This is a genomic window from Pelomonas cellulosilytica (genome assembly GCF_021353265.1).
GTDB lineage: Bacteria > Pseudomonadota > Gammaproteobacteria > Burkholderiales > Burkholderiaceae_C > Pelomonas > Pelomonas cellulosilytica.
In genome coordinates this window covers 249439-271408 of the sequence record NZ_JAJTWU010000005.1, presented here as the reverse complement: position 1 = coordinate 271408, position 21970 = coordinate 249439, and the positions used below count along the sequence as shown (strand labels likewise).

Annotated in this window: 20 protein-coding genes and 1 pseudogene; 9 read left to right on the top strand and 12 right to left on the bottom strand. The window is 68.1% G+C overall.

Annotated features, from left to right (window positions below):
• The first annotated feature begins 1 nt into the window (after position 1).
• Both LXT13_RS14495 and LXT13_RS14490 read left to right on the top strand, forming a co-directional pair.
• On the top strand, positions 2-1261 hold the full coding sequence (locus LXT13_RS14495) for an RNA polymerase sigma factor (RefSeq protein ID WP_233372640.1): 1260 nt from the start codon (positions 2-4) through the stop codon (positions 1259-1261).
• 8 nt (positions 1262-1269) lie between these two features.
• Entirely contained in the window at positions 1270-1665 is a 396-nt protein-coding gene (locus LXT13_RS14490) for a nuclear transport factor 2 family protein (RefSeq protein WP_233372638.1), read from the top strand.
• Positions 1666-1700: 35 nt separating this feature from the next.
• Here LXT13_RS14490 and LXT13_RS14485 read toward each other — a convergent pair whose 3' ends face one another.
• Positions 1701-2390, bottom strand: a complete 690-nt coding sequence (locus LXT13_RS14485) for a hypothetical protein (RefSeq protein WP_233372636.1) — start codon at positions 2388-2390, stop codon at positions 1701-1703.
• 10 nt (positions 2391-2400) lie between these two features.
• Positions 2401-2961: a DUF2242 domain-containing protein gene (locus LXT13_RS14480; RefSeq protein ID WP_233372634.1), complete on the bottom strand. Its 561-nt coding sequence runs from the start codon at positions 2959-2961 to the stop codon at positions 2401-2403.
• A 188-nt stretch (positions 2962-3149) separates the two neighbouring features.
• On the opposite strand from LXT13_RS14480, the gene LXT13_RS14475 reads away from it, so the two are divergent.
• Both LXT13_RS14475 and LXT13_RS14470 read left to right on the top strand, forming a co-directional pair.
• Positions 3150-4451, top strand: a complete 1302-nt coding sequence (locus LXT13_RS14475) for an MFS transporter (protein WP_233372633.1) — start codon at positions 3150-3152, stop codon at positions 4449-4451.
• Between the two features lie 28 nt (positions 4452-4479).
• Positions 4480-4923: an OsmC family protein gene (locus LXT13_RS14470; RefSeq protein ID WP_233372632.1), complete on the top strand. Its 444-nt coding sequence runs from the start codon at positions 4480-4482 to the stop codon at positions 4921-4923.
• Positions 4924-4984: 61 nt separating this feature from the next.
• Here the strand turns inward: LXT13_RS14470 and LXT13_RS14465 are convergent, their stop codons facing one another.
• Entirely contained in the window at positions 4985-6256 is a 1272-nt protein-coding gene (locus LXT13_RS14465; protein ID WP_233372630.1) for a Glu/Leu/Phe/Val family dehydrogenase, read from the bottom strand.
• Between the two features lie 184 nt (positions 6257-6440).
• Between LXT13_RS14465 and LXT13_RS14460 the strand changes: the two genes are divergently transcribed.
• Together LXT13_RS14460 and LXT13_RS14455 are read left to right on the top strand one after the other, a co-directional pair.
• Complete coding sequence (locus LXT13_RS14460) at positions 6441-8435, top strand: monovalent cation:proton antiporter family protein (RefSeq protein WP_233372629.1); 1995 nt, start codon at positions 6441-6443, stop codon at positions 8433-8435.
• Between the two features lie 151 nt (positions 8436-8586).
• Positions 8587-10665, top strand: coding sequence for a DUF1631 family protein (locus LXT13_RS14455; RefSeq protein ID WP_233372628.1), 2079 nt, complete (start codon positions 8587-8589; stop codon positions 10663-10665).
• A 139-nt stretch (positions 10666-10804) separates the two neighbouring features.
• Here LXT13_RS14455 and LXT13_RS14450 read toward each other — a convergent pair whose 3' ends face one another.
• The 3 genes from LXT13_RS14450 to LXT13_RS14440 are packed head-to-tail and all read right to left on the bottom strand — an operon-like array spanning position 10805 to position 12989.
• Complete coding sequence (locus tag LXT13_RS14450; protein ID WP_233372627.1) at positions 10805-11512, bottom strand: peroxiredoxin-like family protein; 708 nt, start codon at positions 11510-11512, stop codon at positions 10805-10807.
• A gap of 29 nt (positions 11513-11541) precedes the next feature.
• Positions 11542-12309: an enoyl-CoA hydratase/isomerase family protein gene (locus LXT13_RS14445; RefSeq protein ID WP_233372626.1), complete on the bottom strand. Its 768-nt coding sequence runs from the start codon at positions 12307-12309 to the stop codon at positions 11542-11544.
• A gap of 50 nt (positions 12310-12359) precedes the next feature.
• Positions 12360-12989, bottom strand: coding sequence for a glutathione S-transferase family protein (locus tag LXT13_RS14440; RefSeq protein WP_233372624.1), 630 nt, complete (start codon positions 12987-12989; stop codon positions 12360-12362).
• Positions 12990-13095: 106 nt separating this feature from the next.
• Here LXT13_RS14440 and LXT13_RS14435 point away from each other — a divergent pair, with 106 nt between their 5' ends.
• Entirely contained in the window at positions 13096-14010 is a 915-nt protein-coding gene (locus tag LXT13_RS14435; protein WP_233372623.1) for a LysR family transcriptional regulator, read from the top strand.
• A 71-nt stretch (positions 14011-14081) separates the two neighbouring features.
• On the top strand, positions 14082-15926 hold the full coding sequence (locus LXT13_RS14430; protein WP_233372622.1) for a S8 family serine peptidase: 1845 nt from the start codon (positions 14082-14084) through the stop codon (positions 15924-15926).
• A 210-nt stretch (positions 15927-16136) separates the two neighbouring features.
• Here LXT13_RS14430 and LXT13_RS14425 read toward each other — a convergent pair whose 3' ends face one another.
• From LXT13_RS14425 to LXT13_RS14400, 6 genes and pseudogenes are all read right to left on the bottom strand, one after another.
• Positions 16137-16772, bottom strand: a complete 636-nt coding sequence (locus LXT13_RS14425) for a hypothetical protein (protein WP_233372621.1) — start codon at positions 16770-16772, stop codon at positions 16137-16139.
• A 21-nt stretch (positions 16773-16793) separates the two neighbouring features.
• Positions 16794-18050 carry a type II toxin-antitoxin system HipA family toxin gene (locus tag LXT13_RS14420; protein ID WP_233372620.1) on the bottom strand — a complete coding sequence of 419 codons (1257 nt, stop codon included), beginning with the start codon at positions 18048-18050 and terminating at the stop codon, positions 16794-16796.
• Positions 18043-18465: a helix-turn-helix domain-containing protein gene (locus tag LXT13_RS14415; protein WP_233372619.1), complete on the bottom strand. Its 423-nt coding sequence runs from the start codon at positions 18463-18465 to the stop codon at positions 18043-18045. Before LXT13_RS14415 ends, LXT13_RS14420 begins: the two co-directional genes overlap by 8 nt.
• A gap of 261 nt (positions 18466-18726) precedes the next feature.
• Positions 18727-19242 (bottom strand): RES family NAD+ phosphorylase, encoded by a 516-nt coding sequence (locus tag LXT13_RS14410; RefSeq protein WP_233372618.1) that lies wholly within the window; start codon positions 19240-19242, stop codon positions 18727-18729.
• The gene (locus tag LXT13_RS14405) at positions 19239-19892 is read right to left on the bottom strand and encodes an antitoxin Xre/MbcA/ParS toxin-binding domain-containing protein (RefSeq protein ID WP_233372617.1); all 654 of its coding nucleotides are present in this window, start codon (positions 19890-19892) and stop codon (positions 19239-19241) included. The genes LXT13_RS14410 and LXT13_RS14405 overlap by 4 nt, the downstream gene beginning before the upstream one ends.
• A 528-nt stretch (positions 19893-20420) precedes the next feature.
• Positions 20421-20792: pseudogene (locus tag LXT13_RS14400) on the bottom strand (IS110 family transposase); the annotation flags it as partial.
• Positions 20793-20948: 156 nt separating this feature from the next.
• On the opposite strand from LXT13_RS14400, the gene LXT13_RS14395 reads away from it, so the two are divergent.
• Positions 20949-21473, top strand: a complete 525-nt coding sequence (locus LXT13_RS14395) for a DUF2846 domain-containing protein (RefSeq protein WP_233372615.1) — start codon at positions 20949-20951, stop codon at positions 21471-21473.
• The last annotated feature ends 497 nt before the right edge of the window (positions 21474-21970 follow it).

The following is a 21970-nucleotide window of genomic DNA, read 5'->3' as shown; positions in this document are numbered from 1 at the left end:
GGTGAGCCATGCGGAGCTGGCGGCCGGGGTCTGGCGCATCGAGCGCAGCCGGCTCGTGGGCGCCGCAGCCAAGCTGTTACGCGACCTGGACGACGCCGAGGACTGCGCGCAGGACGCGCTCATCGCTGCGCTGGATGCCTGGCCGCGTGACGGCACGCCGGCCAATCCCGCGGCCTGGCTGATGACCGCCACGCGCAACAAGGCGCTGGACCGGCTGCGCCGCCGCGCGATGCTGGAGCGCGAGCACGAGCACCTCGCCGCGGACGACGAGGCCGCCCAGACCCATGTCGTGCCCGACTTCGTCGACCACCTCGACGCCGCGCGCGACCAGGCCGAGATCGGTGACGAGCTGCTGCGGCTCATCTTCATCGCCTGCCACCCGGTGCTGCCGCGCGAGGCGCAGGTCGCGCTGACGCTGCGGCTGCTGGGCGGGCTGGAGACGGCCGAGATCGCCCGGGCCTTCCTCGTGCCCGAGCCCACCGTCGCCCAGCGCATCGTGCGCGCGAAGAAGGCGCTGCATGGCCAGGCCTTCGAGCTGCCGGACGCCGACGAGCGGGCGCAGCGCCTGTCGTCCGTGCTGGCCGTCGTCTATCTGATCTTCAACGAGGGCCACACCGCCGGCAGCGGCGCCAGCCTGCTGCGGCCGGCGCTGTGCGACGAGGCACTGCGCCTGGCGCGGCAGCTGCAGCACCTGCTACCAGCCGAGCCCGAGGTCCACGGCCTGGCCGCGCTGCTGGAGATCCAGGCCTCGCGCCTGCCCGCACGGCTGGACGTCCAGGGCCGGCCCGTGCTGCTGCCCGACCAGGACCGCCGCAAGTGGGACCCGCTGCTGATCCGCCGCGGCCTGGCGGCGCTGGACCGCGCGCTGGGCCTCGGCGAGCCCGGGCCGTACACGCTGCAGGCCGCGATCGCCGCCTGCCACGCGCGCGCCGCCCGTGCCAAGGACACCGATTGGCACGCCATCGTGGCCGGCTACGACCGGCTGCTGGCACTGAATCCGTCGCCCGTCGTGGCGCTCAACCGGGCTCTGGCGGTGAGCTTTGCCGACGGCCCCGCCGCGGCGCTGCCGCTGCTGGAGGCGCTGGCCGGCGAGCCGCAGCTCAAGCGCTACCCGTATCTTGCCGGCGCGCAGGCCGACGTGCTGGAGCGCCTGGGCCGCGTGGGCGAGGCGCGCGAGGCCTACCTGCGCGCGGCGGAATTGACCGAGAACGACGTGCAGCGGATGCTGCTGCTGGAGCGGGCCCGGCGGCTCGCCAGTTGAGAAGGGACATGCAGATGAATGCCGACGAGCAGGTAATCCGCCACCACCACGCCACCTGGATGGCCGCCGTCAATGCCGGCGACTTCCCCGCGCTGCTGCAGCTCGCCACCGACGACATGGTGCTGATGGGCCCGGGCCAGGCACCGTTCGGCCAGGCGGTGTTTCAGGCTACCTTCGCCGGAGCTCACGAGCGGTTCCGCGTGCATTGCGACAGCGAGCTGCAGGAGATCGTCGTGGTCGGCGAACTGGCCTACACCCGCTGCCGTGACGCCCTGACGCTGACGCCGCGCGCCGGCGGCGACACGATGACGCTGGCGGGCGACCGGCTCACCGTCTACCGCAAGGAGGCGGGCCGCTGGCGGCTGGCGCGGGACGCCCACACGCTGGTGCCGGCGACGGCCTGACGACGGCTCGCGAGGCCGTGCCGCCCCGCCGCCGGTCACGCCCGCCCGAGCAGCGCCTTGGCGGCTTCGATGCGCAGCGCCAGCGCGACGCTCTCGTCGTTCAGCACCCGCTGCAGGAAGCGCCGCGGGTCGACATCGCTGGTGGCGCTGGCGGGTACCGGCGCAGCCGCGGCGGGTTGCGCGGAAGTCGCGGGGCCGGCAAGGCATTCCATCGCGGCCTGGAACGCGGCGGGCTCGATGCTCTGCAGCCGTGCCAGCAGGTCGGCCTGGCCATCGGTGCCAGGCGGGATGTCCAGCCAGGGCGTCTCGCCGAACACCGGTGCCAGGTCCGGCGCGACGAAGGCCGACCAGTTTTCGGTACCCGGCTGCGGCGCCGGCACCCGCGGGGCCTGCCAGGCCGGCTCGCGGGTGGATGGCATGGCCCGCACGCGGGCGGGCGCCAGATCGGCCAGGTAGCGGTCCTGCAGCCGCTGTAGGAACAGTGCCGCCGCTGCGACGTCCACTGCCTCCCGCAGCGAGAACCACAGCTGCAGCCCGTCGCTGCCCGACACGGCGATGGCTGGCGCCGGCAGCTGCAGGTCGGCCTGCACGCCGCGCCACACGCGGGACAGCGGCTCCCAGTCCGCGGGCCGTGCCACCTCCAGCACCAATGCCCGCACGGCGCCGTCTCGCCCGTCGGACGCGGGCTCGTACAGGCGCTGCCATTGCGATTGCAGGCGGCTCATGCCACGGCCCTCAGCGTTCGTTGCTGGTGTTCTCGCGCAGCATGCGCTGCATCAGCGTGAAGAAACGGTCGTAGAACTCACCGGCGGGAATCGTCTCGGACGCGACCTTGACGAGCGAATCCTGCGTGGACGACAACGGCACCGAAATCGAGCCCAACGCGCTGACGCCCAGGCTTGCCGCCTGGGGGTTCTTCTTGAGCGCATAGCGGTCCTGCTGCGCGCTGACGTAGGCCGTGGCGATCTGCTGCTTGGGGCCGTCGCCGACGCAGACCACGTTGAACGCGATCTCCACGTGCACCTCGCCCTCGGGCTGGAAGTTCTTCGTGCCGCGCACGACGCCGCTGTCAGCCTTACTGATGACGTAGCCCTGGCTCAGCAGGGCCCGGCGGGCGGCCTCGCAGGTGGCGTCGACATTCGCGTCGAACAGGCGGGAAAAGGTCTCTTCTGCGGAGAAGCTCTCGCGCTGGTAGACCTTGCCGGACTTGTCGGACGAGGCTGACGGCAGGCCACCGCAGCCGGCCAGAAGCAAGGCAAGGCCGGCCATCGACAACAGGGAGCGGGTGCGATGCATGAGGGGGATTATTCCGTTGTCGGCAGGCTGCGGGCCGGTGTCCGTCCGTAAAGCCGGAGCGGCTGGCCACCGTCAACGTGCCGGGCCGCCCGGCCGATGACAGCTGCGGCCGACTTTAGGCGATGCGGCGGCGGCTTCGCCTCGGGCGGTCCCGGCGTTGCCTGGTCGGTGGTCCGCACAATTCCGGCATGCCGTTGCGCAGGCCGCCCCTGATTCCCGCCGAGTTCCTCGCCCTGTTGCGCACCAACCCGGCGCTGGGCCGGCTGCTGGCCGTGGACGTCCTGGTGCTCGTTGGCGAGCTCGGCATGGCCGTCATCCTGCCCTGGTGGATTACGGGTCAGGGCGGCGCCGCGGCGATCACCACCTTCAGCGTGACGCTCGCCGTCGTGGGCTTCTTCATTGCGCCGGCCGTGTCCCCGTTCGGCGACCGCCTCTGCAAGACATGCCAGATCCGCGGGGGCCTGGGCGGGCTGGCGCTGGTTGCCGCGCTGCTGACGACCTTGTCGGCGACCGGCGCGTTCCACGTCGTAACACTGGCGGTGCTGGCCGGCCTGCAGGCCGGCGCTGCTGCGTTTGTCGACCCCGCCCGGGAGACCGTGCTGGCCGAACTTGTCGCCCCGGCGCAGCTGCCGACGGCGCTGCGCCTGCGCAAGGCGTTGCAGGCCCTGGGCGGCGTGCTGGGGCCGCTGCTGGCTGGTGCGGCGTTGGGTGTGGCCGGCGTTGCCCCGGCGCTTGAGGGCTGCGCCGGGCTGCTCTTGTTTGCGCTGGCTGTGGCCTGGCGCTTGCCGCGCACCGCTGCCGCGCCGTCGCGGCCACGCGCGCTCGGCGCCTGGTGGGGCGACCTGTGCGCAGGGCTGGCCGCCAAATGGCACGTGCCGATGGAGCGCGGCTGGACGGCCGTGAACTTCATCGTGTGGATCTTCCAGGGGCCGGCCGTGGGGCTGCTCGTTCCGCTCAAGGTGCAGTCGCTCGGCCTGGCCGGGGCCTGGCTGGGGCTGAGCCTCGGGGCGTTGTCGCTGGGAGTATTGCTGGGCAGCCTCTTCGGCGCGCAGAGGCTGGTGCGCCGTTTCGGCCGCTACCGCGTCCGGGTGGGCCTGGGCTGCCTGGAGGGCGTGGCGCTGGCCGCCGCCGGCCTGGCGGGCGCCCCAGGGCTGCTGCTTGCGGCGCTGCTGGCCGCGGGCTTCTGCAATGCGTCCATGAGCCTGGTCGGCGCCACGCACCGTGCGCTGGCCATCCCGCGGGAGTACCGCGTCCGCCTGCTCGCCGCCGGCGCGATGACCACGCGCGTGGCCGGTGCCATCGGCCCGGCCCTTGTCGGCGCAGCGCTGGTCCACCACAGCGTCGCCCACGTCTATACGGTCTGGGGCCTGATGATGGCGGCCTGCGTGCTGGGCTTCCTGGCCGTGCCACGGCTGCGGGAGTTCCTCAGCCTGGGGCATGACGAGATTGCCGACTGGTATCGCCGCCAGTACCCGGCGGTGTTCAGATAGGCGCCTTGCCGCCACCTAGGAGTTTTTGATGGACCAACCCAGCGTCACCCTGATCCAGCGCCAGGGCTACCAGTTCGAGCACCATTACGCGCCGGAGCTGCCGGTGCTGCTGGCCGACGAGCCGCCGCCGCTGGGTACGGGCCTCGGGCCTGACCCTGTGGAGCTGCTGGCCTCCGCGGTGGGCAACTGCCTGAGCGCGTCGATCTGGTTCGCCTGCCAGAAGTACAAGGACGACCCGTCGCCGCTGCGCACCGAGGTCAGGGCCACCGTCGGCCGCAACGAGCGCGGGCGCAACCGCGTGCAGGGCCTGGCGGTGGACCTGCACCTGGGCCGGCCGGCTGCGGAGCTCGGCCATCTGCAGCGCGTGCTGGACACCTTCGAGGACTACTGCACCGTCACGCAGAGCGTCGCGGGCGCCATCCCGGTCACGCTGCGCGTCCTGGACGGTACCGGCGCTGTCGTCAAGGACTGACCCCGCAAAAAAGCCCGCCGGGTGGCGGGCTTGAGGCGTTGAGGCGGCTGGGGCCGTCAACTCAGGGATAGAGGCCGCGTTCCTCGCGCGCCTGAAGCACGCGCGTGCACGCCACGGTGAAGGCCGCCGTGCGCAGCGGGATCTTGTGCTGCTCGCCGGTCTCCCAGATGTGCTTGAACGCGCCGATCATGATCTTGTCCAGGCGCACGTTGATCTCGTCCTCGGTCCAGAAGAACGAGCTGAAGTCCTGCACCCACTCGAAGTACGACACCGTTACGCCGCCGGCGTTGGCGATGACGTCGGGCACAACGACGATGCCGCGATCGGCCAGCACGGCCTCGCCGTCGGGCGTGGTCGGGCCGTTGGCGCCTTCCAGCACCAGGCGCGTGGCCAGGCGCTGCGCGCGCTCTGCGGTGATCTGACCTTCCAGCGCGGCCGGGATCAGCACATCGCTGCGAACATTCCAGAAGTCCTCGTTGGCGATCATCTCGCCGCCCTTGAAGCCGGCGACGCCGCGCGTCTGTGCGACATGGTCCAGCAGGCTCTGCATGTCGAAACCGTTGTCGTTGTGGATCGTGCCGGTGTGGTCCTGCACGGCAACGATCTTGGCGCCGTTGGCGGCGAACAGCTTGGCGGCGATCGAGCCCACGTTGCCGAAGCCCTGCACCGCGATGCGGGCGCCGTCCATCTCCATGTTCAGCCGCCGCATCGCCTCGCGGCCGACGACGAACACGCCGCGGCCGGTGGCGGCCACGCGGCCCAGCGAGCCGCCCAGCGGGATGGGCTTGCCGGTGACGACGCCGGTCGCTGTCGCGCCGGTGTTCATCGAGTAGGTGTCCATCATCCAGGCCATGATCTGGCCGTTGGTGTTCACGTCCGGTGCGGGGATGTCCTGCGTCGGGCCGATGATGATGCCGATCTCGCTGGTGTAGCGGCGCGTGACCTTTTCCAGCTCCTTCAGCGACAGCTGCCGCGGGTCGAGCCGGATGCCGCCCTTGGCGCCGCCGTAGGGCAGGTTGACCGCGGCGTTCTTGATCGTCATCCAGGCCGACAGCGCCATCACCTCTTCCAGCGTCACGTCCGGGTGGTAGCGCACGCCGCCCTTGCCAGGGCCGCGTGTCAGGCTGTGCTGCACGCGGTAGCCCTCGAAATGGGCCACGGTGCCGTTGTCCATCTCGATGGGGATGTCGACGATCAGCGCCCGCTTCGGGCGGCGCAGCGTCTCCACCCACTTGCTCAGCGAGCCCAGGTAGGGCTCGACCGCGTCGATCTGCGACAGGTAGGTGCCCCACGGACTGTTGCGCGTGGGCGAGACGAAGGACAGGTTGGGCATGAAACGCTCCGTAACTTTGAGTGGGGCGAACGGTAGCGCGAAGGCAGCCTTCGCCACCACAACCTGTCTAGCCAAGTGGGTATGCCGCCATGCATGCGCTGCATGACACCCCGGCCAAGTGGCGAAATTCACGCTGGCGGCGTCTTGTCCCGGGCCGCACGGGTGGCCCGCATACCATCGCCCGGTGACATCCCTGGACCTCGCCCTGCTCTATCTCGTCGCCGCGGTGTTCGGCGTGGTCGTCTGCCGTTTGCTGAAGCTGCCGCCGATGCTCGGCTATCTCGCGGTCGGCGTGCTGATCGGCCCCAATGCGCTGGCCTTCGCCCATGACTCGGCCAGCATCCAGTACCTGGCCGAGTTCGGCGTCGTGTTCCTGATGTTCGCCATCGGTCTGGAGTTCAACCTGCCCAAGCTGCGGGCATTGAAGACGGCCGTGTTCGGCATCGGCATGGCGCAGGTGGCGCTGACCATCGCCGGCGCAATGGCCGGCAATGCGCTGCTGGTGTTCGGATTCTCGATGCTGGGCGTGGCGTGGGAGCTGGGCTGGCAAGGCGCGCTGGTGCTGGGCGCGGCGATGGCCATGAGCTCCACGGCCATCGTCGTGAAGCTGATGGCCGAGCGGCTGGAGCTGGAGAGCCCGCACGGCAAGCTCGTCATGGGCGTGCTGCTGTTCCAGGATCTGGCCGTCGTGCCGCTGCTGGTGCTGATCCCCGCGCTGAACAGCAGCGGCAGCGAGATGGTGACGGCGCTGGCTTGGGCCGGTCTGAAGGCCGTCGTGCTGCTCACGCTGCTGCTGTACGGCGGTCAGAAGTTGATGCGCTGGTGGCTGACGCTGGTGGCGCGGCGCAAGAGCGACGAGCTGTTCATGCTGAACCTGCTGCTCGTCACGCTGGGCCTGGCCTGGCTGACCGAGCATGCGGGCCTGAGCCTGGCGCTCGGCGCGTTCGTCGCCGGCATGCTGATCTCCGAGACCGAATACCGGCACCAGGTGGAGACTGACATCCGGCCCTTCCACGACGTGCTGTTGGGTCTGTTCTTCATCACCATCGGCATGAAGCTGGACTGGCGGCCGCTCGTGGACCACTGGTGGCTCGTCATCCTGCTGACGGCCGCGCCGGTGGTCGCCAAGTTCGCGCTGATCGCCGGCCTGGCGCGGCTGTTCCGCTCGCCGCCGGGCACGGCGTTGCGCACGGGCCTGTATCTCGCGCAGGCCGGCGAGTTCGGTTTCGTGCTGCTGACGCTCGGCGCGCAGCAGGGGCTGGTGGCGCCGCAATGGGTCAGTCCGGTGCTGGCGAGCATGGTGCTGTCCATGCTGGCCACGCCCATCCTCGTGATGTACAGCAACCGCATCGTCATGAAGCTGTCGAGCAGCGACTGGCTGATGCAGTCGGTGCAGCTCACCACGATCGCCAAGAAGAGCATCAAGGCGGAGGCCCACGTCATCATCTGCGGCTACGGCCGCTCGGGCCAGAACCTGGCCCGGCTGCTCGACGGGGAGCACATCCCCTACATGGCGCTGGACCTGGACCCGGACCGCGTGCGCCAGGCCGCTGCGGCCGGCCAGAGCGTCGTCTTCGGCGACGCGGCCAAGGTGCAAAGCCTGATGGCTGCGGGCCTGGCGCGGGCCAGCGCCGTCGTCGTCAGTTACCACGACACGCCGTCGGCGCTGAAGATTCTGGACCTAGTCCGCGCCCATGCGCCGCGCGTGCCGGTCATCGTGCGCACCATCGACGACGCTGACCTGGAGAAGCTCAAGGCGGCCGGCGCGACCGAGGTGGTGCCCGAGGCCATCGAGGGTTCGCTGATGCTGGCCTCGCACGCGCTGGCGCTGGTAGGCGTGCCGATGCGCCGTGTCATCCGCATCACGCGCGACGCGCGTGACAGGCGCTACGGCCTGCTGCGCGGCTATTTCCACGGCGCCGACGACGACACCGTCGACGAGATCGAGCAGGCACGGCTGTCCTCCGTCACGTTGCCCAGCGCCAGCGCGCATTCGGGCCGGCCGCTGGACGACCTGGCGCTGCACGCGCTGGGCGTGGCCGTCGTGTCGCTGCGCCGTGTCGACGGCAAGGGCCAGCGCGTGGACGGCGCGACGCTGGCCGGCGGCGATACGCTGGTCATCAGCGGCACGCCGGCGGCGCTGGCGCTGGCGGAACAAAAGCTGCTGACGCCGGCCTGAGGGCCGCCGCCGGTCGCTGCCGCGGGCGGCCAGCGTGCAGATGCCCCGCCTTCGCCGGGCCGCGCGCCGCATTGGGGGCGATCTGCATGTAGCCTCACAGCAAGTCTGCGCGGCTAGAGTCTGCGCTGCAACGAGGAGCCAGCCCGCCGCCATGGAAGCCCATCCGCAGTTCGACCGCCATGTGCGCTTCCTGGAGTCGCAGGCGCTGCCGTTCGCCACGGGCTGGGTGGAGGCCATGCTGGAGGCCATGCGCGAGCCGGCCGACGTGCTGCCGGCCAGCGTCGACCGCCGCCAGCTGCGGGTGCTGCTGGGCATGGTGGAGCCCTTGCGCATGCACATCGGCGAATGCCTGGCGGGCCACCTGCTGCAGGGCTTCCGGGGCGCTGAAGCGCGTGCGTTGGGTCGCGGCACGAAGGCGACGCTCAGCGGTTTCGACATCGACGAGCTGACGCTCGTCGTCGAGTCCCAGGCTGAGAAGGACATCGAGATTTCGCGCGTCGTGCAGCTGGCGGACCTGAAACTCGAATGGGAGCTGCGCGAGCTGCAAGGCCTCGCCGCGACGATGCTGCCCGGGGTGCCCTGGGGCGAGGACCCGACCGCCTGCGGGCCGGCCGTGTTCGCGCGGGCCGTCAGCCAGACGGTCTACGAGCAGACGCTGGAGCCCGAGCAGCAGTCCGTGTGGATGCGCGTGGCGGCGCCGACGCTGGTCACGCAGCTGCGGCCGCTGCTGGCCGCGCTGACTCAGCAGCTGCAGGCCGCCGGGCTGCAGTCGCCGCGCTACCGCACCATCCTGGCCCCCAATTCCTCGGCCGTGCTGAAGGCCGGCACGTCGGCGGCCGCGCCGGCCGAGGCCGCGCTGGCCGCCATCCCGCCCGAGCAGCTGCAGGCGCTGCTGCGCAGCCTGCCCTTGCTGCAGCGCGGCCTGGCCGCGGGCGGCCCGCGGCCGGCGCTGCCGACGCTGCCTCGTTCCGACGGCGAAGCGGAGTTCCGGCTGGAGGGGCTCGACGTGGCGCCCGCGCCGGAGGTCGCCAACGTCAGCCATGTCCTGCTGGGCCGGCTGTTCGAGCGGCTGCTGGCCGACCCGCAGCTGGCGCCGGCGCTGCGCGGCTCCATCGCGCAGCTGGAGGCGCCGGTGCGCGAGCTGGCCGCGCGCGATGCCGGCGTGCTGAGTTCCGAGCAGCACCCGGCCTGGGCGCTGATCAACAAGATCGCCGGGCATTCCGGCTCGCTGCCGGCGCATGACGCGGAGCGCAACGAGGCCTTCCAGCGTTTCGTCGACCCGCTCGTCGCGCGGCTGAGCCAGGGCGGGCCAGGCCAGCCCGAGGCCTATGCGCAGGCGCTGGACGAGGTGCAGACCTTCATCGACGACGAGCGCCAGCAGCAGATCGACCGCGCCCGTCCGGCGATGGATGCGCTGGGCCAGCTGGAGGCCGAGCGCCGGCTGCTGCCGTTGCTGCGCGACCAGGTCGAGACACAACTGGGCAAGGCGCGCGAGGTCAGCCCCACGGTGCAGACCTTCCTGCGCGGGCCGTGGATCGAGGTGCTGGCCAAGGTCATGGCGACCGAGGGCGCCGAGTCGCCGGAGGCGCAGGCCCTCGTCGGCACCGTCGACGAGCTGCTGGCCAGCCTGCAGCGGCCCGGCACGCCGGCGGAGCGCGCGGACCTGCGCCGCCGCCTGCCGTCGCTGATCGGCCGCGTGCAGCAGGGCATGGCATTGATCGACCTGCCCCAGCAGCACCGCCACCGCGTGCTGGCCGAGCTGATGCAGACGCACCGCCGACAGCTCGCCGAGCAGGCGGACCCGCCCGCGCCCGTGCCCGCGGCCACCGTGCCGGCCCCGGAGCCGGAACCCTCGCCCGAGACCGAGCCGTCGCCGCTGGATGACTGGCATGCCCATGACACCCATGTCGGCACGCTGCCGACGGTGCCGATGGGCCTGGACGGCGGCGACCCGGCCAATGACTGGCTTGATGCGCTGCGCCCCGGCCAGCGCTGCAAGCTGCACCTGCAAGGCGTCTGGGCCACCGCGTCGCTGGCCTGGGTCAGCGACAACGGCGCCTTCTTCGTTTTCACGAGCAACCTGGCCGGCGGCATGCATTCGATGACGCGCCGCGCGCTGAAGCGGCTGCGCAGCGAGGGCCTGGCCACCGACGTCGCTGAGGTCAGCCCCGTGCAGCGGGCGCTGGGCGGCCTGCTGCAGGAGCTGACGGCGCCGATGCCGCTGAACTGACGCGGCTTGGATGCGCTGGGCCAGGTCCAAGTGGCTTCCGGCGGCAGGTCCGTTGGCGGTTCCAGCGGCCGCCGACAAGCGCCACTTTCCGGCGAGCAGGCGTGCGCTGGCGAGTTGGCCGTCACGGGCAGCGGGGTCGTCAAAAATGGAGCCCGGTGTCGCCTGATGGCGACCTGCTGGCCCGATTCCCGACGCTCCGGATCGCCGGCAGCAGATCGTGCGGCTCCGGCCGCCGCGTGTAGTCCGCGTTGACCTCCGCGTAGACGATGGCGCCGTCCGGTGCGATCACGTAGCGCGCCGGCATCGGCAACGTCCAGCTCGGGTCGGCGTTGAAGGACGGCAGGTCGTTCTTCAACTGCTTGTACAGATCCACCAGATAGGGCGGCAGCTCGAAGCGCAGGCCGAAGGTGGCTGCGACGTCATTGCGGGCGTCCGACAGGATCGGGAACTGGACGCCGTTCTGGCGCATCGCCTTGCGGCTGTTGGGCGCGGTCTGCGGCGAGATGGCCACCAGGCTGGCACCGGCGTCGCGGTAGGCCGCCAGTGCCGCCTGGAGGGCCTGCAGCTCCATGTTGCAGTACGGGCACCAGACGCCGCGGTAGAAGCTGACGACCAGCGGTCCATCCTTCAGCAACTTGGTGGATGAGACGGGCTGCCCCTCGGCGTCGGGCAGCACGAACTCAGGCGCGGCGTCGCCGGCTTTCAGCGCACGCAGCGGCGCGCCCGAGGCGATCAGTTCCGCGGTGGCGCGGTGCATGGTGGCGATGACCGCGGGCGGCACGCTGTAGGGCGGCTTGCCCGCCTCGAAGTCGGCCTTGAAGGCGTCGAGTCTGGCTTGCAGGGACATGATGTTTCCTTTGGGGAGGTGCGGTGCGCTCAGCCAGCGTTCATCGAGCGGGCGACGTCCGCAGCGCTGACGCCTTCGAGGGCCAGGCTGTATCCGACGCCTTCGTCCACAAGGCGGCGCAGCTTTTGCGTGAGCGCGATGCGGGTGTAGCGGCTGGTCAGCGGGGGCAGCTTGGCGAGCGACTCGGCGATCTCATGTGCGCGGGTCAGCAGCGCGTCGGCCGGCACGATCTCGTTGACCGCGCCCCATTCCAGCGCGGTCTTCGCGTCGAGCTCCTGGCGGGTCAGCAGGAAGTAGCGGCCTCGCACGCTCCCGATCACCTCGGGCCACAGCAGGTTCACGCCGTCACCGGGCACGATGCCGAAGTCGAAGTGCGGCCTGTCCTGGAACACGGTGGTCGGCGCGGCGAGCACGATGTCCGACAGCAGTACGTACTCGGAGTGCAGACGGACGGGTCCGTTGAGCGCGGCGATGACCGGCACCTCGATGTCGAGGATGTTCATCAGCACTTTCTTGCCCTCGCGGTAGATCTTGTCGTAGCCGCGCGGCGTGAAGAAGTCGAAGCCCTCGGGGCTGATCGAGTCCATGAAGGCGTCGCCGGAGCCCGTCAGGATCACGACGCGGTTGTCGGCGTCCGAGCCGATCTGGTGAAACAGCTCGACAAACTGCTCGTGGGTGTGGCCGTCGAAGACGAGCTTGCCGCCATTGGTGTGCAGGGCGACTTCCAGCACGCCGCTGGCCGAGCGGGTCAGGCGGGCGTTGGCGAACGAGTGCTTGTAGGTGTCGAAGCGGGACATGGTCTTTCCTTTGGGGTGGTTGGGGTGAGAGACAGCAAAAAGAAGCGACGTCAGGCCGGAACGAGTGCGTTGACGCGGGCGATGGCGCGCTGCACCGCCGGACGTTCCAGCATCCGTGCGTGCCAGGCGGCGACATGGGGGGTGTCGGCAAGGTCCAGCCCTGGGAACTGGTGGCGCCAGATCCAGCCGAAGTGGGCGATGTCGGCGATGCTGTAGGCGTCGCCGGCCACGAAGGGGTGGCGTGCGAGCGTCGCGTCGAGCAGCCCTGTCACGCGGCGCGCTTCGGCTTCGAAGCGCTGGAGCGCCAGCGGCTGTGGCTCCGCGGCCAGGCGCTTGAAGAAGCCGGCCTGCCCGTAGGCGGGGCTCACCGCCGAGGCGTGGAAGAACAGCTGCTCGAAGACACGTGCGCGTGCCATGCCGGTGGAAGGCAGCAGCGCGTCGTGCGTCTCGGCCAGGTGCACGAGGATGGCGGCGGACTCGGTCAGCACCGCGCGCCCTTCGGCGCCGGACTCGACCAGCACGGGCACCTTGCCGTTCGGGTTGAGCGCCAGAAATTGCGGCGCTCGTTGCTCACCGCGCTTGATGTCGACGGCGTGCAGGACGTAATCCAGCCCAAGCTCCTCGAGCGCGATGGGTACCTTGAGGCTGTTGGGGGTGGCGAAGGCGTAGACGTCGATCATGGTTGTCGTCGGTGGGTGTCGTGTTGCGATGAATGCAGTGTTCCTCTGCGATTGATGGCATGGAAGATAGACTTCTGGCATACGATTAATTCCTTCAAGGAATAACATGGACCGCTTTCAGGCCATGACGGCGTTCGTGCACGTCGTCGAGACCGGATCGTTCTCCGCCGCGGCGCGGCTGTTGCAGGTGGGCCAGCCGGCGGTTTCCAAGACGGTGGCGAACCTGGAGGCGCAGCTGGGCGTGCGGCTGCTGGTGCGCTCCACGCGTGGTCTGACGCCCACCGAGGCGGGCCAGCGCTTCCACGAGCATGCGAGGGTGGCGCTGCAGGAGGCCGACGAGGCCGAGCTCGCCGCTCGCGGCGCGGGGCGCGGGCTGTCGGGGCAGCTGCGGCTGTCGGCGGCGCCGACGTTCGCGCGCCTGCACGTCATCCCCCATTTGCCGCGCTTCCTCGGCCTCCACCCCGAGCTGTCCATCGACATGGTCCTGGACGATCGGCCCATCGACCTTGTGGCCGAGGGCATCGACGTGTCCCTGCGCATGGGCCACCTCGACGAATCGGGGGCAGTGGCGCGCCGCCTCGCGCGCTCGCGCCGTTCGGTGCTGGCCACGCCAGCCTACTTGGCGCGCGCCGGGCGCCCGGCGGTGCCCGCCGACCTGGCTGGCCACGAGGCGTTGCTGTTCACGCAGACCGCCCAGGCATGGAGCTTCCGGCGCGACGCCATCGAGACCTCGGTGGCCGTGCGGGGCCGAGTACGCCTGAGCGCTGCCGAAGGGGTGCGCGCCGCGGTGCTGGCGGACATGGGCCTCACGATCGCGTCGGACTGGATGTTCGCGCCGGAGCTGGGCGACGGCCGCGTCGAACGCGTGTTGTCGGACTGGTCGCTGCCCGACATTGACCTTTGGGCCGTCTATCCCACCGGCCGCCTGGCCAGCGCGAAGGCGCGCGCCTTTGCGGGCTTCATGGAGGAGGCGCTGCGGGGCCCGCTGGCCGCCGGGGCGGACGCCCTGGATGGCGCCTGACGCCACCCCAGCGACGTTCCATTAGGCGGGCCTAAACTGCGCGCGCACGAGATTCTGAGGAGACCGTCGCGATGTCGAACTTCCAATTGCGCCGCGCCGCGCCCCCCGCCGCGCTGGCCCTTCTGCTGGCCCTTTCCATGCCTGCCTCCGCGCAGAAGCAGCGCATCGAGAAGGAAGCCGACATCCCGCGCTTCAGCTACCGCATCGATGAACCGCTCGAAAAGGTGGTGCGCGACCCGGTTCTGTTCAAGCAGATCGCCACGCCAATCCGTGCCGACATGGAAGGCGTGCTGGCCAGGTATGACATCGCCGACAAGTCCTCCGAGCGCGGCATGCTGACCGCGCTGATGGCGCTGGACTTCCTGCTCGGCAACTATGACGCGGCGCTGGCCGAGTCGGAGAAGGTCCGCGCATTGGAGGAGAAGCCCGCCGACAAGCTGCTCTCCGGCATCCGCCTGCGCGCGATGGTGGCCGCGGCCAGGCAGACCGGCGCAGTCAACACGCCGGCGTATTTCGAGGCGGTGGGCAAGGCCATCCGCGCCGAGCTCGACACCTACCCCTACCCGGTCATCGCCAACGACGTCAAGCAGTTCAAGGCCAGTGCCGAGGTCGCCGGCGAAGGCCGCGTGCTGGGCGGTGTGCGCGACGTGCTGCAGGACGCCTTGAACAAGAATGGCGGCAGCCTTTCGTCGGACATCGCACCCAACCTGATCTTCGCGCGCTACAGCCTCGAGACCGCGATCCCGCTGAAGCAGACGCTGATCGACGCCTACGGCGGCTATCTGGCGGCGCACGCGGTCGCGAAGAAGGACATCTGGGCCGAGCGCTCGGTCACGCTGCCGGCCGCTGGTCCGTACAAGCCGGTCGTGGTGGCGGTGTGGGACAGCGGTGTGGACACCCGCCTTTTCGGCAAGCAGGTGCTGCTCGACAAGGGCAAGCCGGCGGTCATCGCCTTCGATCTGGAAGCGCGCCGCGCGTCCGGCGAGCTGTTTCCCATCCCCGCGGCCTACCAGCCGAAGCTGCCGTCGCTGCTACAGCAGTCCAAGGGCTTCTCGGACCTGCAGTCCAACATCGACAGCCCTGAGGCCAGCGAGGTCAAGAAGACCATGTCCGGCCTGAAGCCCGAGGAGTTCAAGCCGGCGATGGAAGGCCTGGGCCTGGCGGGCAATTACTCCCACGGCACGCACGTCGCCGGCATCGCGCTGGCTGGCAACCCGTGGGCGCGTCTGCTGACGGCACGGATCTCCTTCGACTACAAGCTGCAGCCGGACCCCTGCCCCAGCCAGGCGCTGGCCGAGCGCAGCGCGGGCAGCTACCAGACCGTGGTCGACTACTTCAAGCAGCAACACGTGCGGGTGGTGAACATGAGCTGGGGCGGCAGCGTGAAAGACGTCGAGGAAGGCCTCGAGAAGTGCGGCATCGGCAAGACCGTCGAGGAGCGCAAGGCCACCGCGCGCAAGCTGTTCGAGATCGACAAGAAGGGCATGACGAAAGCCTTCGCAAGCGCACCGGAGATCCTGTTCGTCACTGCCGCGGGCAACAGCAACTCCGACGCCAGCTTCGGCGAGTTCATCCCATCAAGCATCGTGCTGCCCAACCTGTTGACGGTGGGCGCGGTCGATCTTGCGGGGGATGAGGCGTCCTTCACGAGCTACGGCCCGACCGTGGCGGTGCACGCCAACGGCTACCAGGTGGAGAGCTACCTGCCCGGCGGCATGCGCGTGGCCTTTTCGGGCACGTCGATGGCTTCGCCGAACGTGACGAACCTGGCCGCCAAACTGATCGCCACGAAGCCTTCGCTCAAGCCTGCGCAGGTGATTGCAATCATCAAGGAAACGTCCGAACCGAGCGCGGATGGACGACGCCGGCTGGTGCATCCGGCGCATGCGCTGGCGAGGGTGACGGGCGGGGCGTAGACGCTCGCGAGCCATCAGCGTGGGCGAGGGCGCAGATGAGTTGCATCACAGCCGAAGAGCTGGAGTTGCGTGGCTTATTCGGCGTTGGGTCGAAACGTCTTGATCTGGACGCGCCACCATCGGCGCGAAGCTTGTTTCCAAGACGACGCGTTCGCAGGCGGGGCAGTTGCGCCGAGCCACAGGGCACCTGGCACCTGCTTGGCCGAGCATTCAGGGACAGCGGACCGCGCCCTTAAGGTACGCCGCCCAATAGGCCGGGCCGTCGAACGACGCCTTCAACGAATTCTCCGGCGTGGACTGCCCGCTCGCGGCAGCAAGGCCGTGCAGCACCAAATAGCGGGGGTAGTAGGCGGGCGGTCCAACACGTTGCAAGTCGGCGCACAGCTCCGCGTTGAGTGCCGCGCTGGCTTCCGCCGCGCGCGTCGCCGTGAGGAGGGCTGTGAGCTTCTCTCTGGGGACCTGTCCAACCATCCGCCGCGCTAGCACCGTGGGCCCTGCGGCTACGGTGCGATCAGTGAGACGGGCTACGTCGAATTGACCGAACGCTTGGGCGATAGTCATCAACCGCGCAGCGCGGTCGAATTGATCGGTCATGACGCATCGGAAGGCCGCGAGAAAGAGATCGGGCGGCGCATGGGTGGGGAGTACCTGGGAGCCGGCGATACAGCCCAAATCGAGCGTCGGCTCCAGGCTGCCTAACACCTGAACCCGAGCGAACGTCGGGGCACTAGCCGCCGTCGCTGAAGCGCTGGACGGCAGTGCAGGGACTACAAGCTGGTTCGGTGCTTGGGCCAAAGTCGTGAGATGGGCCAAGGCGAGACCCAGAGCGGTGATCAACTGATTCATGGGGGTTGTTCAGAAAGCGGCTCAACGCCAAGCGGGGGCTTGGGTTGTCCTGTCGATGAACTCGGCGCGCTGATCCTTCAGATTCGGTCCATCGATGTACTGGGCCAACTGGGCCAAGTCGCGATTGCTTACACCGAGATCCTGGAAGAACTTCTTCCACCCATCCACGACCGCAGCCACGCGCTTGACCGCCTCCACGGCCGTATCTTTGGTGAGCCCGAATGCCTGTACTTCCGACAGCGCGTTCTCCATCGACGCATCGGCCTGCTCCTTGCCAACCCTGAGCTGCTGTTGGCCCAGCCCCTGAACCGACGGCACGACGTCGTAGGCCGGTGACAGGTCGTAGAACCCGTCGGCCGCGCGCACGAAGGCATGGTTCTTCTCATGGTCATCCGTGTTGTCCATCAGGATGTTGAAGACCATGCGTTTGAACAACTCCTTCTGTTGCTCGCGAATGGCTTGCGCTCGTCCGATCCGACGCAGGCTCTGTGCGAGTTCCGGGTAGCCCATGGGCAGGCCGTTGGCGCGCAACACGGTGTTGGCGGAGATCACATGCGAGCGCCGATCGCCGCAGCGATCAAAGCGCTTCACGGCGACGGCGTGCCCGTGGACCAAGGGCAACGCGCGCGTCTGCGCCACGTCGATTCCGCATTGGCTGGCCAGGCGCATGGTGGCGTGCTCGACAAGCTCCGTGTTGAAGTCCTCTCCTTCGGAGAACTTCACGATCCACTGTGCGCCGTCCATCTCGATCAAGGACTTGGGGCGAGCGCCGCCGAACGATGGTCCGGGCTTGACCAAGCGCACCAGCCGCTCGTCCAGCTTCTCGTCGGCCAGGACCGCAGCAACCGCACGCCGCATGTCGTCGAGGTTGGCCAAGCTCGCCATGGCTCCCCCGCTGCCGGGCCGGTAGCCGCCAGCATCCGTCGAGACACCCAACGCGCCGAAGCGGTAATCGCCCGCGAAGTAGAGGTACTCCAGCACCGACAGCCGTGAGGGCTTGTAGAGGTTGCGAATCACACGCTCGCCCCAGCGATCCGGTCGCGCATCGTCAACGGCGCCGACCGCCATGTCTCGCTCCTTGGGCACGTAGGCGCCCCGGCCCAAGGGCAGGTCTTCGCTGAGGGGGAAGCCGTGCTGCTGCCAGTCGGCCGAATACTCCAGGCCGACTTTTCGGTTGCCCTCGGCCAGGAAGATCTGGCCGACGCTTCGCGGCGACGCCAGACCGTCACCAAGCCACCACAGGCTCATGGTGTCTTGCGGCTTGTAGGCGCTATTCACGGCGGCGGCCCCCCTTCTTCTCAATGGCCAGGATCTCCTGCGCCAAAGCCTGGGCGTCGTGCTCTGGCGCCGCCAGATCCCGCAGTGCGCCATCTCGGCCGAGCAGCCACAACGCGGTGGCATACACGCCCATGCTGACGCGCGGATCGCCTTTCTCCATTGCAGCCAAGGTCGGAACGGATACATCCATCCGCAAGGCCCAAGCCCGGAGCGACTCCTTCCGTCGCTTTCGGCCGAGCCGCAAATGGCCTCCAAGGACTTCCAACGAGATCTGTACGGGACTGGGCAGGCTCGCTACAGATACGGCGGCTTTAGGCATAAGCCAAGAATACACATATGCGCATTTTTGTGCAATTTTGCTTTCACAAAGCAAATCCCAACAGGCGCTTGAAAGGCCTTTCTCGCGAGCGATCATGAGCCAGTACCGGTCATCCAGCTGCTCCCCGGCTCATGCTACGGCCGACTGGTCTGACGGTAAGAGCGGCCATTCGATGCTGCCGACTGCGGTCGTGGCGGCCGAGTGACTGCTTTGGGGTTCGGCGACCGTCGCAGATCGACCCTTGCGGTCTTCGGAGTCGGCTGATCTCGGCGCCGCGAAGCGGACGTTCAAAGCCCTTTAGGCGCTTGCCTCAGCAAGACAGCCAAAGAACTCTCTTGGTGTCTGGAAGTTGGCGCTTCAGGGTGAAGTGCCGCCAGGCGCTGCGGGCGCCGGCGCGATGAACAGCCGCGGGTCGAACTTGAACGGGTGGCGCTCAATGTGGAGGGTGACGGCGGCGTACGCCGGGTGCGCGGGGTTGAGCAGCAGGTTCCGCTCGCCGGGCTCGATGTAGGAAGGCACCCATAGCCCCAGGCTCGCGCCCGAGGCAACCCAGGTGTTGCCGATGGTCTGGGTGGCCGTCTCGTCGTCGCGCCAGTCCGCAGGCAGGCCCAGCGTCTCGACCTCGATCAGGGAGGCGGCCGCGGGAATCTCCAACCGCATGAGCGCTTGGTTCTTGGGGTTGGCGCCGTTGGCGTGCACGCGCTTTTCGAGCTGGCACAGGGCCCGGCTCGAGCCGCAGTAGACAACTTGGTTGGGGCCCTTGGTGTGCCACCGTCCGTTGCCCTGCGTCGAGCCATAGCCCAGACTCATGAGTAGGACGTTGAGCGCTGGTGCCGGCGTGTCGCAGTAGCCGATGTGGTAGACCGTAGTCAAACGACGCCACCGTACTTGACGGCGTTGAGGATGTCCTTGACGCGTTCGGCGCCAAAGCCGGACTTGGCGCAGTCCAGCGGCGTCTCCCCGTCGAGCATCGGGTGTGGCTGACGCAGCCACGCAGCCGCTTCTTCATCAGTCTCGAAGGTGTCGCGTGCCATCGCGTCGAGCTCGAGCAGGCGCAGCATGCTCTCGGCCGCGTAGGTCGGAAGCACGTCGTCCTTGGCCACCTTGCGGTTGGCCGTGGCGCGGTCCATTCCCAGGACACCCGCGGCCGCGCCCTTGCCGATGCCCAAGTGGTCGCTCAGCGGCTCCAGGCTGCGGCTAGGGATTCCCAACTTGACGATGACGTAGGCTTGCTTGGCCGACAGGTGGGTAGGGATCGTGAAGAGCTCGACAGCAGACTTGCGGTGCACGTGCGCGTGCCGACCAAGCTTGGAGTCGATCTTGAACGTCCTACCGACGCCCTTGATGCCATTCAGGTCACCCTTCGCGTCGCCCTTGGCGGCAGCCTTGCCACCCGCCCGCGGCGCAGGGCCCACCTCGTTGTTCGTGATGATGTTGTCGCCGAGCTCGATGTGGGAACCGCCGACCTTGGACAGGACAATCGACCAGAGGTTGTGCAGCGGGGAGGCGGCGGTCGAGGGCATGCGGAACTCCGGTGTTGCGTTCATTTGCGACACGAACTTAGCGCATTTGCATCAACTTGTCCATGAGCCTTCCGGGCGACAGGGGTCAAAGCCGCATTGCCCTCGACCGTTTGTGGCCGACTGCTGAATCCTGATCGTTCGCCTCAAATTGTGAGGCGATACGGTGCGCATTCGCCTAAAAGTGATGAGCACTCACGCCGGCTGGCCACGGGGCAGCAAACAGCCCAGGGCAAACGAACCGCGCAGGGTGCCCAGCCGCACCGGCTCGCTTGACGAGCTGTCGAAAACCATTCAGTTTTGAACTCCACCCACTGACAGATCAAGTACTTGGGAAGAGCGTGCTCGGCCAGACCTGAACTACCTGCTCATTCAACTCTGAACTTTTACGGATTTCGTTCATTCAACTCTGAACTTTTCGGAAGCCATGACGAGGTGCGGGCACCGCCTGACGGCCCCGCGTGATGCCTGGATTCGTTCAGGGTTTTCCTGTCAATGGACTCGGCGTGCAGTGCCGTCCGATTCGGTGCATCGGTGTAAGAGTCGCTGTTCGAGCGTCTTGAGCGGCACGAAGCGCATGTGCGGGCGCTGGATGGCCTCGCAGATGGCGGCGGCATCAGCCGCGTCGTTCTTCCCGCGCTTGCCGCTCATCCGGTAGGGCGTGACGAACTTCGGCGTGATCAGCCGCACGATGTGACCCGAGGCCTGGAACAGGCGCGCCCAGTGGCGGGCGCCGGAACAGGCTTCCATGCCGATGACGCACGGCGGCAGACTCGCGATGAGCTCGTTGAGATTGTCGCGCGCCACGGCCGGGCGGACCAGTTCAGCCTTACCGGCCTGATTGACGCCATTCACCGCAAAAGCGTTCTTGGCGAGGTCGATACCCACGGTCAGAATCGTTATGGACTTCCCCTTCCAGATGAGTTGATGAGAAACCGTACTTCACATCGTGGCACCTGGTTGCCGCTCGCCGCATCGCGGCTGGTTCGGGACGGGGAAGTCCCTTTCATTCGTTAGGCCTTGCCCGCCGATATTCCACCTCAACGACGCCAGCACCCTATGAACAGACGAACCATCGTACGCGCCGCATCCATCCTTGCTTTCTCCTTTGTCTCCGGGTGTGCCTCCAACATCCCTCCGCGTGACGCCCCTAAGTTCTCTGAGGCTCCTGCGGCGCCGCCGGGCTTGGCGACGCTCTACATCTTCCGGCCCTTCCTATCGGAAAACGGATCGGGTGTTTGGCCCGTAACGTCGCTTAATGGGACAAAGGTTGCTGACGTGAAAGTTGGCTCTTATACCTTTCTTTATGTGAAGCCAGGCACATACAAGATTACGAGCGAGAAGAGCCAAGCATTGACCTTCCTCGACAACATTCCCGGTCAGTTCACCATTGGCGAGCCTGGCGCGTACTACCTAGCCTTCATCACTACAGGTCGAAACTCGGTCGTTACTGTGGGAACAAGCGCTATGACGGTGGCTGGCCCAACAGATCACAGTTGGCGCCTTCTTCCTAGACAAGAGGCGATGCGCTTCTTGCCCAACATGCGCTTTTTGCCCCCATACACTCAGTCGCTTGGCAACTAGCGTCCGAGATCAGCCTGAAGCCGTCTTCGCTGGTTGACCGGCCGGTCTGCAGCGATCTCGGTCGGTCAACGCCATGTGCCATGCGTCCGGTGATGGGACTAATGCAGACGTTTGACCATGCATAGCGCAGTCTTCTTGCTGGCATGCAACAGCGCTTTCACTCGGCATGATTCAGGCTTGCTTTCGCTCGAGCTCCACCGCGCACAGCGTGCCCGGAGTGGGCAGAAATATCCGTTCAAGGTGCAAGCTGCCTACATTGACTCAAAGAACTTTCCTAGGTCCGTCGCAGCCAGCTCCGCCATGGTCATGTGCTTTGCTGCTCGCCAGCTCTCACCTTTGCCCCAGAAGGCCGCCCCCGGTACAGCGTACGGATCGAGCGCTTTAAAACGGTCAGGCGCGAAAGCAGCATCGAGTGTTAGCGGCGGTCAGGATCCGCGCTTATTCGGCGGTGAGGACGCGGTTTTGGACGTAGGCCGGTACCAGTAGGAAGGGCCCCG

Coding starts and splice junctions, on each gene's coding strand:
- LXT13_RS14480 (WP_233372634.1), bottom strand. CDS start 2,961: ATGCATCGCACCCGCTCCCTGTTGTCGATGGCCGGCCTTGCCTTGCTT.
- LXT13_RS14430 (WP_233372622.1), top strand. CDS start 14,082: ATGTCGAACTTCCAATTGCGCCGCGCCGCGCCCCCCGCCGCGCTGGCC.
- LXT13_RS14475 (WP_233372633.1), top strand. CDS start 3,150: ATGCCGTTGCGCAGGCCGCCCCTGATTCCCGCCGAGTTCCTCGCCCTG.
- LXT13_RS14415 (WP_233372619.1), bottom strand. CDS start 18,465: ATGATCGCTCGCGAGAAAGGCCTTTCAAGCGCCTGTTGGGATTTGCTT.
- LXT13_RS14405 (WP_233372617.1), bottom strand. CDS start 19,892: ATGCCCTCGACCGCCGCCTCCCCGCTGCACAACCTCTGGTCGATTGTC.
- LXT13_RS14435 (WP_233372623.1), top strand. CDS start 13,096: ATGGACCGCTTTCAGGCCATGACGGCGTTCGTGCACGTCGTCGAGACC.
- LXT13_RS14395 (WP_233372615.1), top strand. CDS start 20,949: ATGAACAGACGAACCATCGTACGCGCCGCATCCATCCTTGCTTTCTCC.
- LXT13_RS14470 (WP_233372632.1), top strand. CDS start 4,480: ATGGACCAACCCAGCGTCACCCTGATCCAGCGCCAGGGCTACCAGTTC.
- LXT13_RS14485 (WP_233372636.1), bottom strand. CDS start 2,390: ATGAGCCGCCTGCAATCGCAATGGCAGCGCCTGTACGAGCCCGCGTCC.
- LXT13_RS14455 (WP_233372628.1), top strand. CDS start 8,587: ATGGAAGCCCATCCGCAGTTCGACCGCCATGTGCGCTTCCTGGAGTCG.
- LXT13_RS14490 (WP_233372638.1), top strand. CDS start 1,270: ATGCAGATGAATGCCGACGAGCAGGTAATCCGCCACCACCACGCCACC.
- LXT13_RS14445 (WP_233372626.1), bottom strand. CDS start 12,309: ATGTCCCGCTTCGACACCTACAAGCACTCGTTCGCCAACGCCCGCCTG.
- LXT13_RS14450 (WP_233372627.1), bottom strand. CDS start 11,512: ATGTCCCTGCAAGCCAGACTCGACGCCTTCAAGGCCGACTTCGAGGCG.
- LXT13_RS14440 (WP_233372624.1), bottom strand. CDS start 12,989: ATGATCGACGTCTACGCCTTCGCCACCCCCAACAGCCTCAAGGTACCC.
- LXT13_RS14425 (WP_233372621.1), bottom strand. CDS start 16,772: ATGAATCAGTTGATCACCGCTCTGGGTCTCGCCTTGGCCCATCTCACG.
- LXT13_RS14465 (WP_233372630.1), bottom strand. CDS start 6,256: ATGCCCAACCTGTCCTTCGTCTCGCCCACGCGCAACAGTCCGTGGGGC.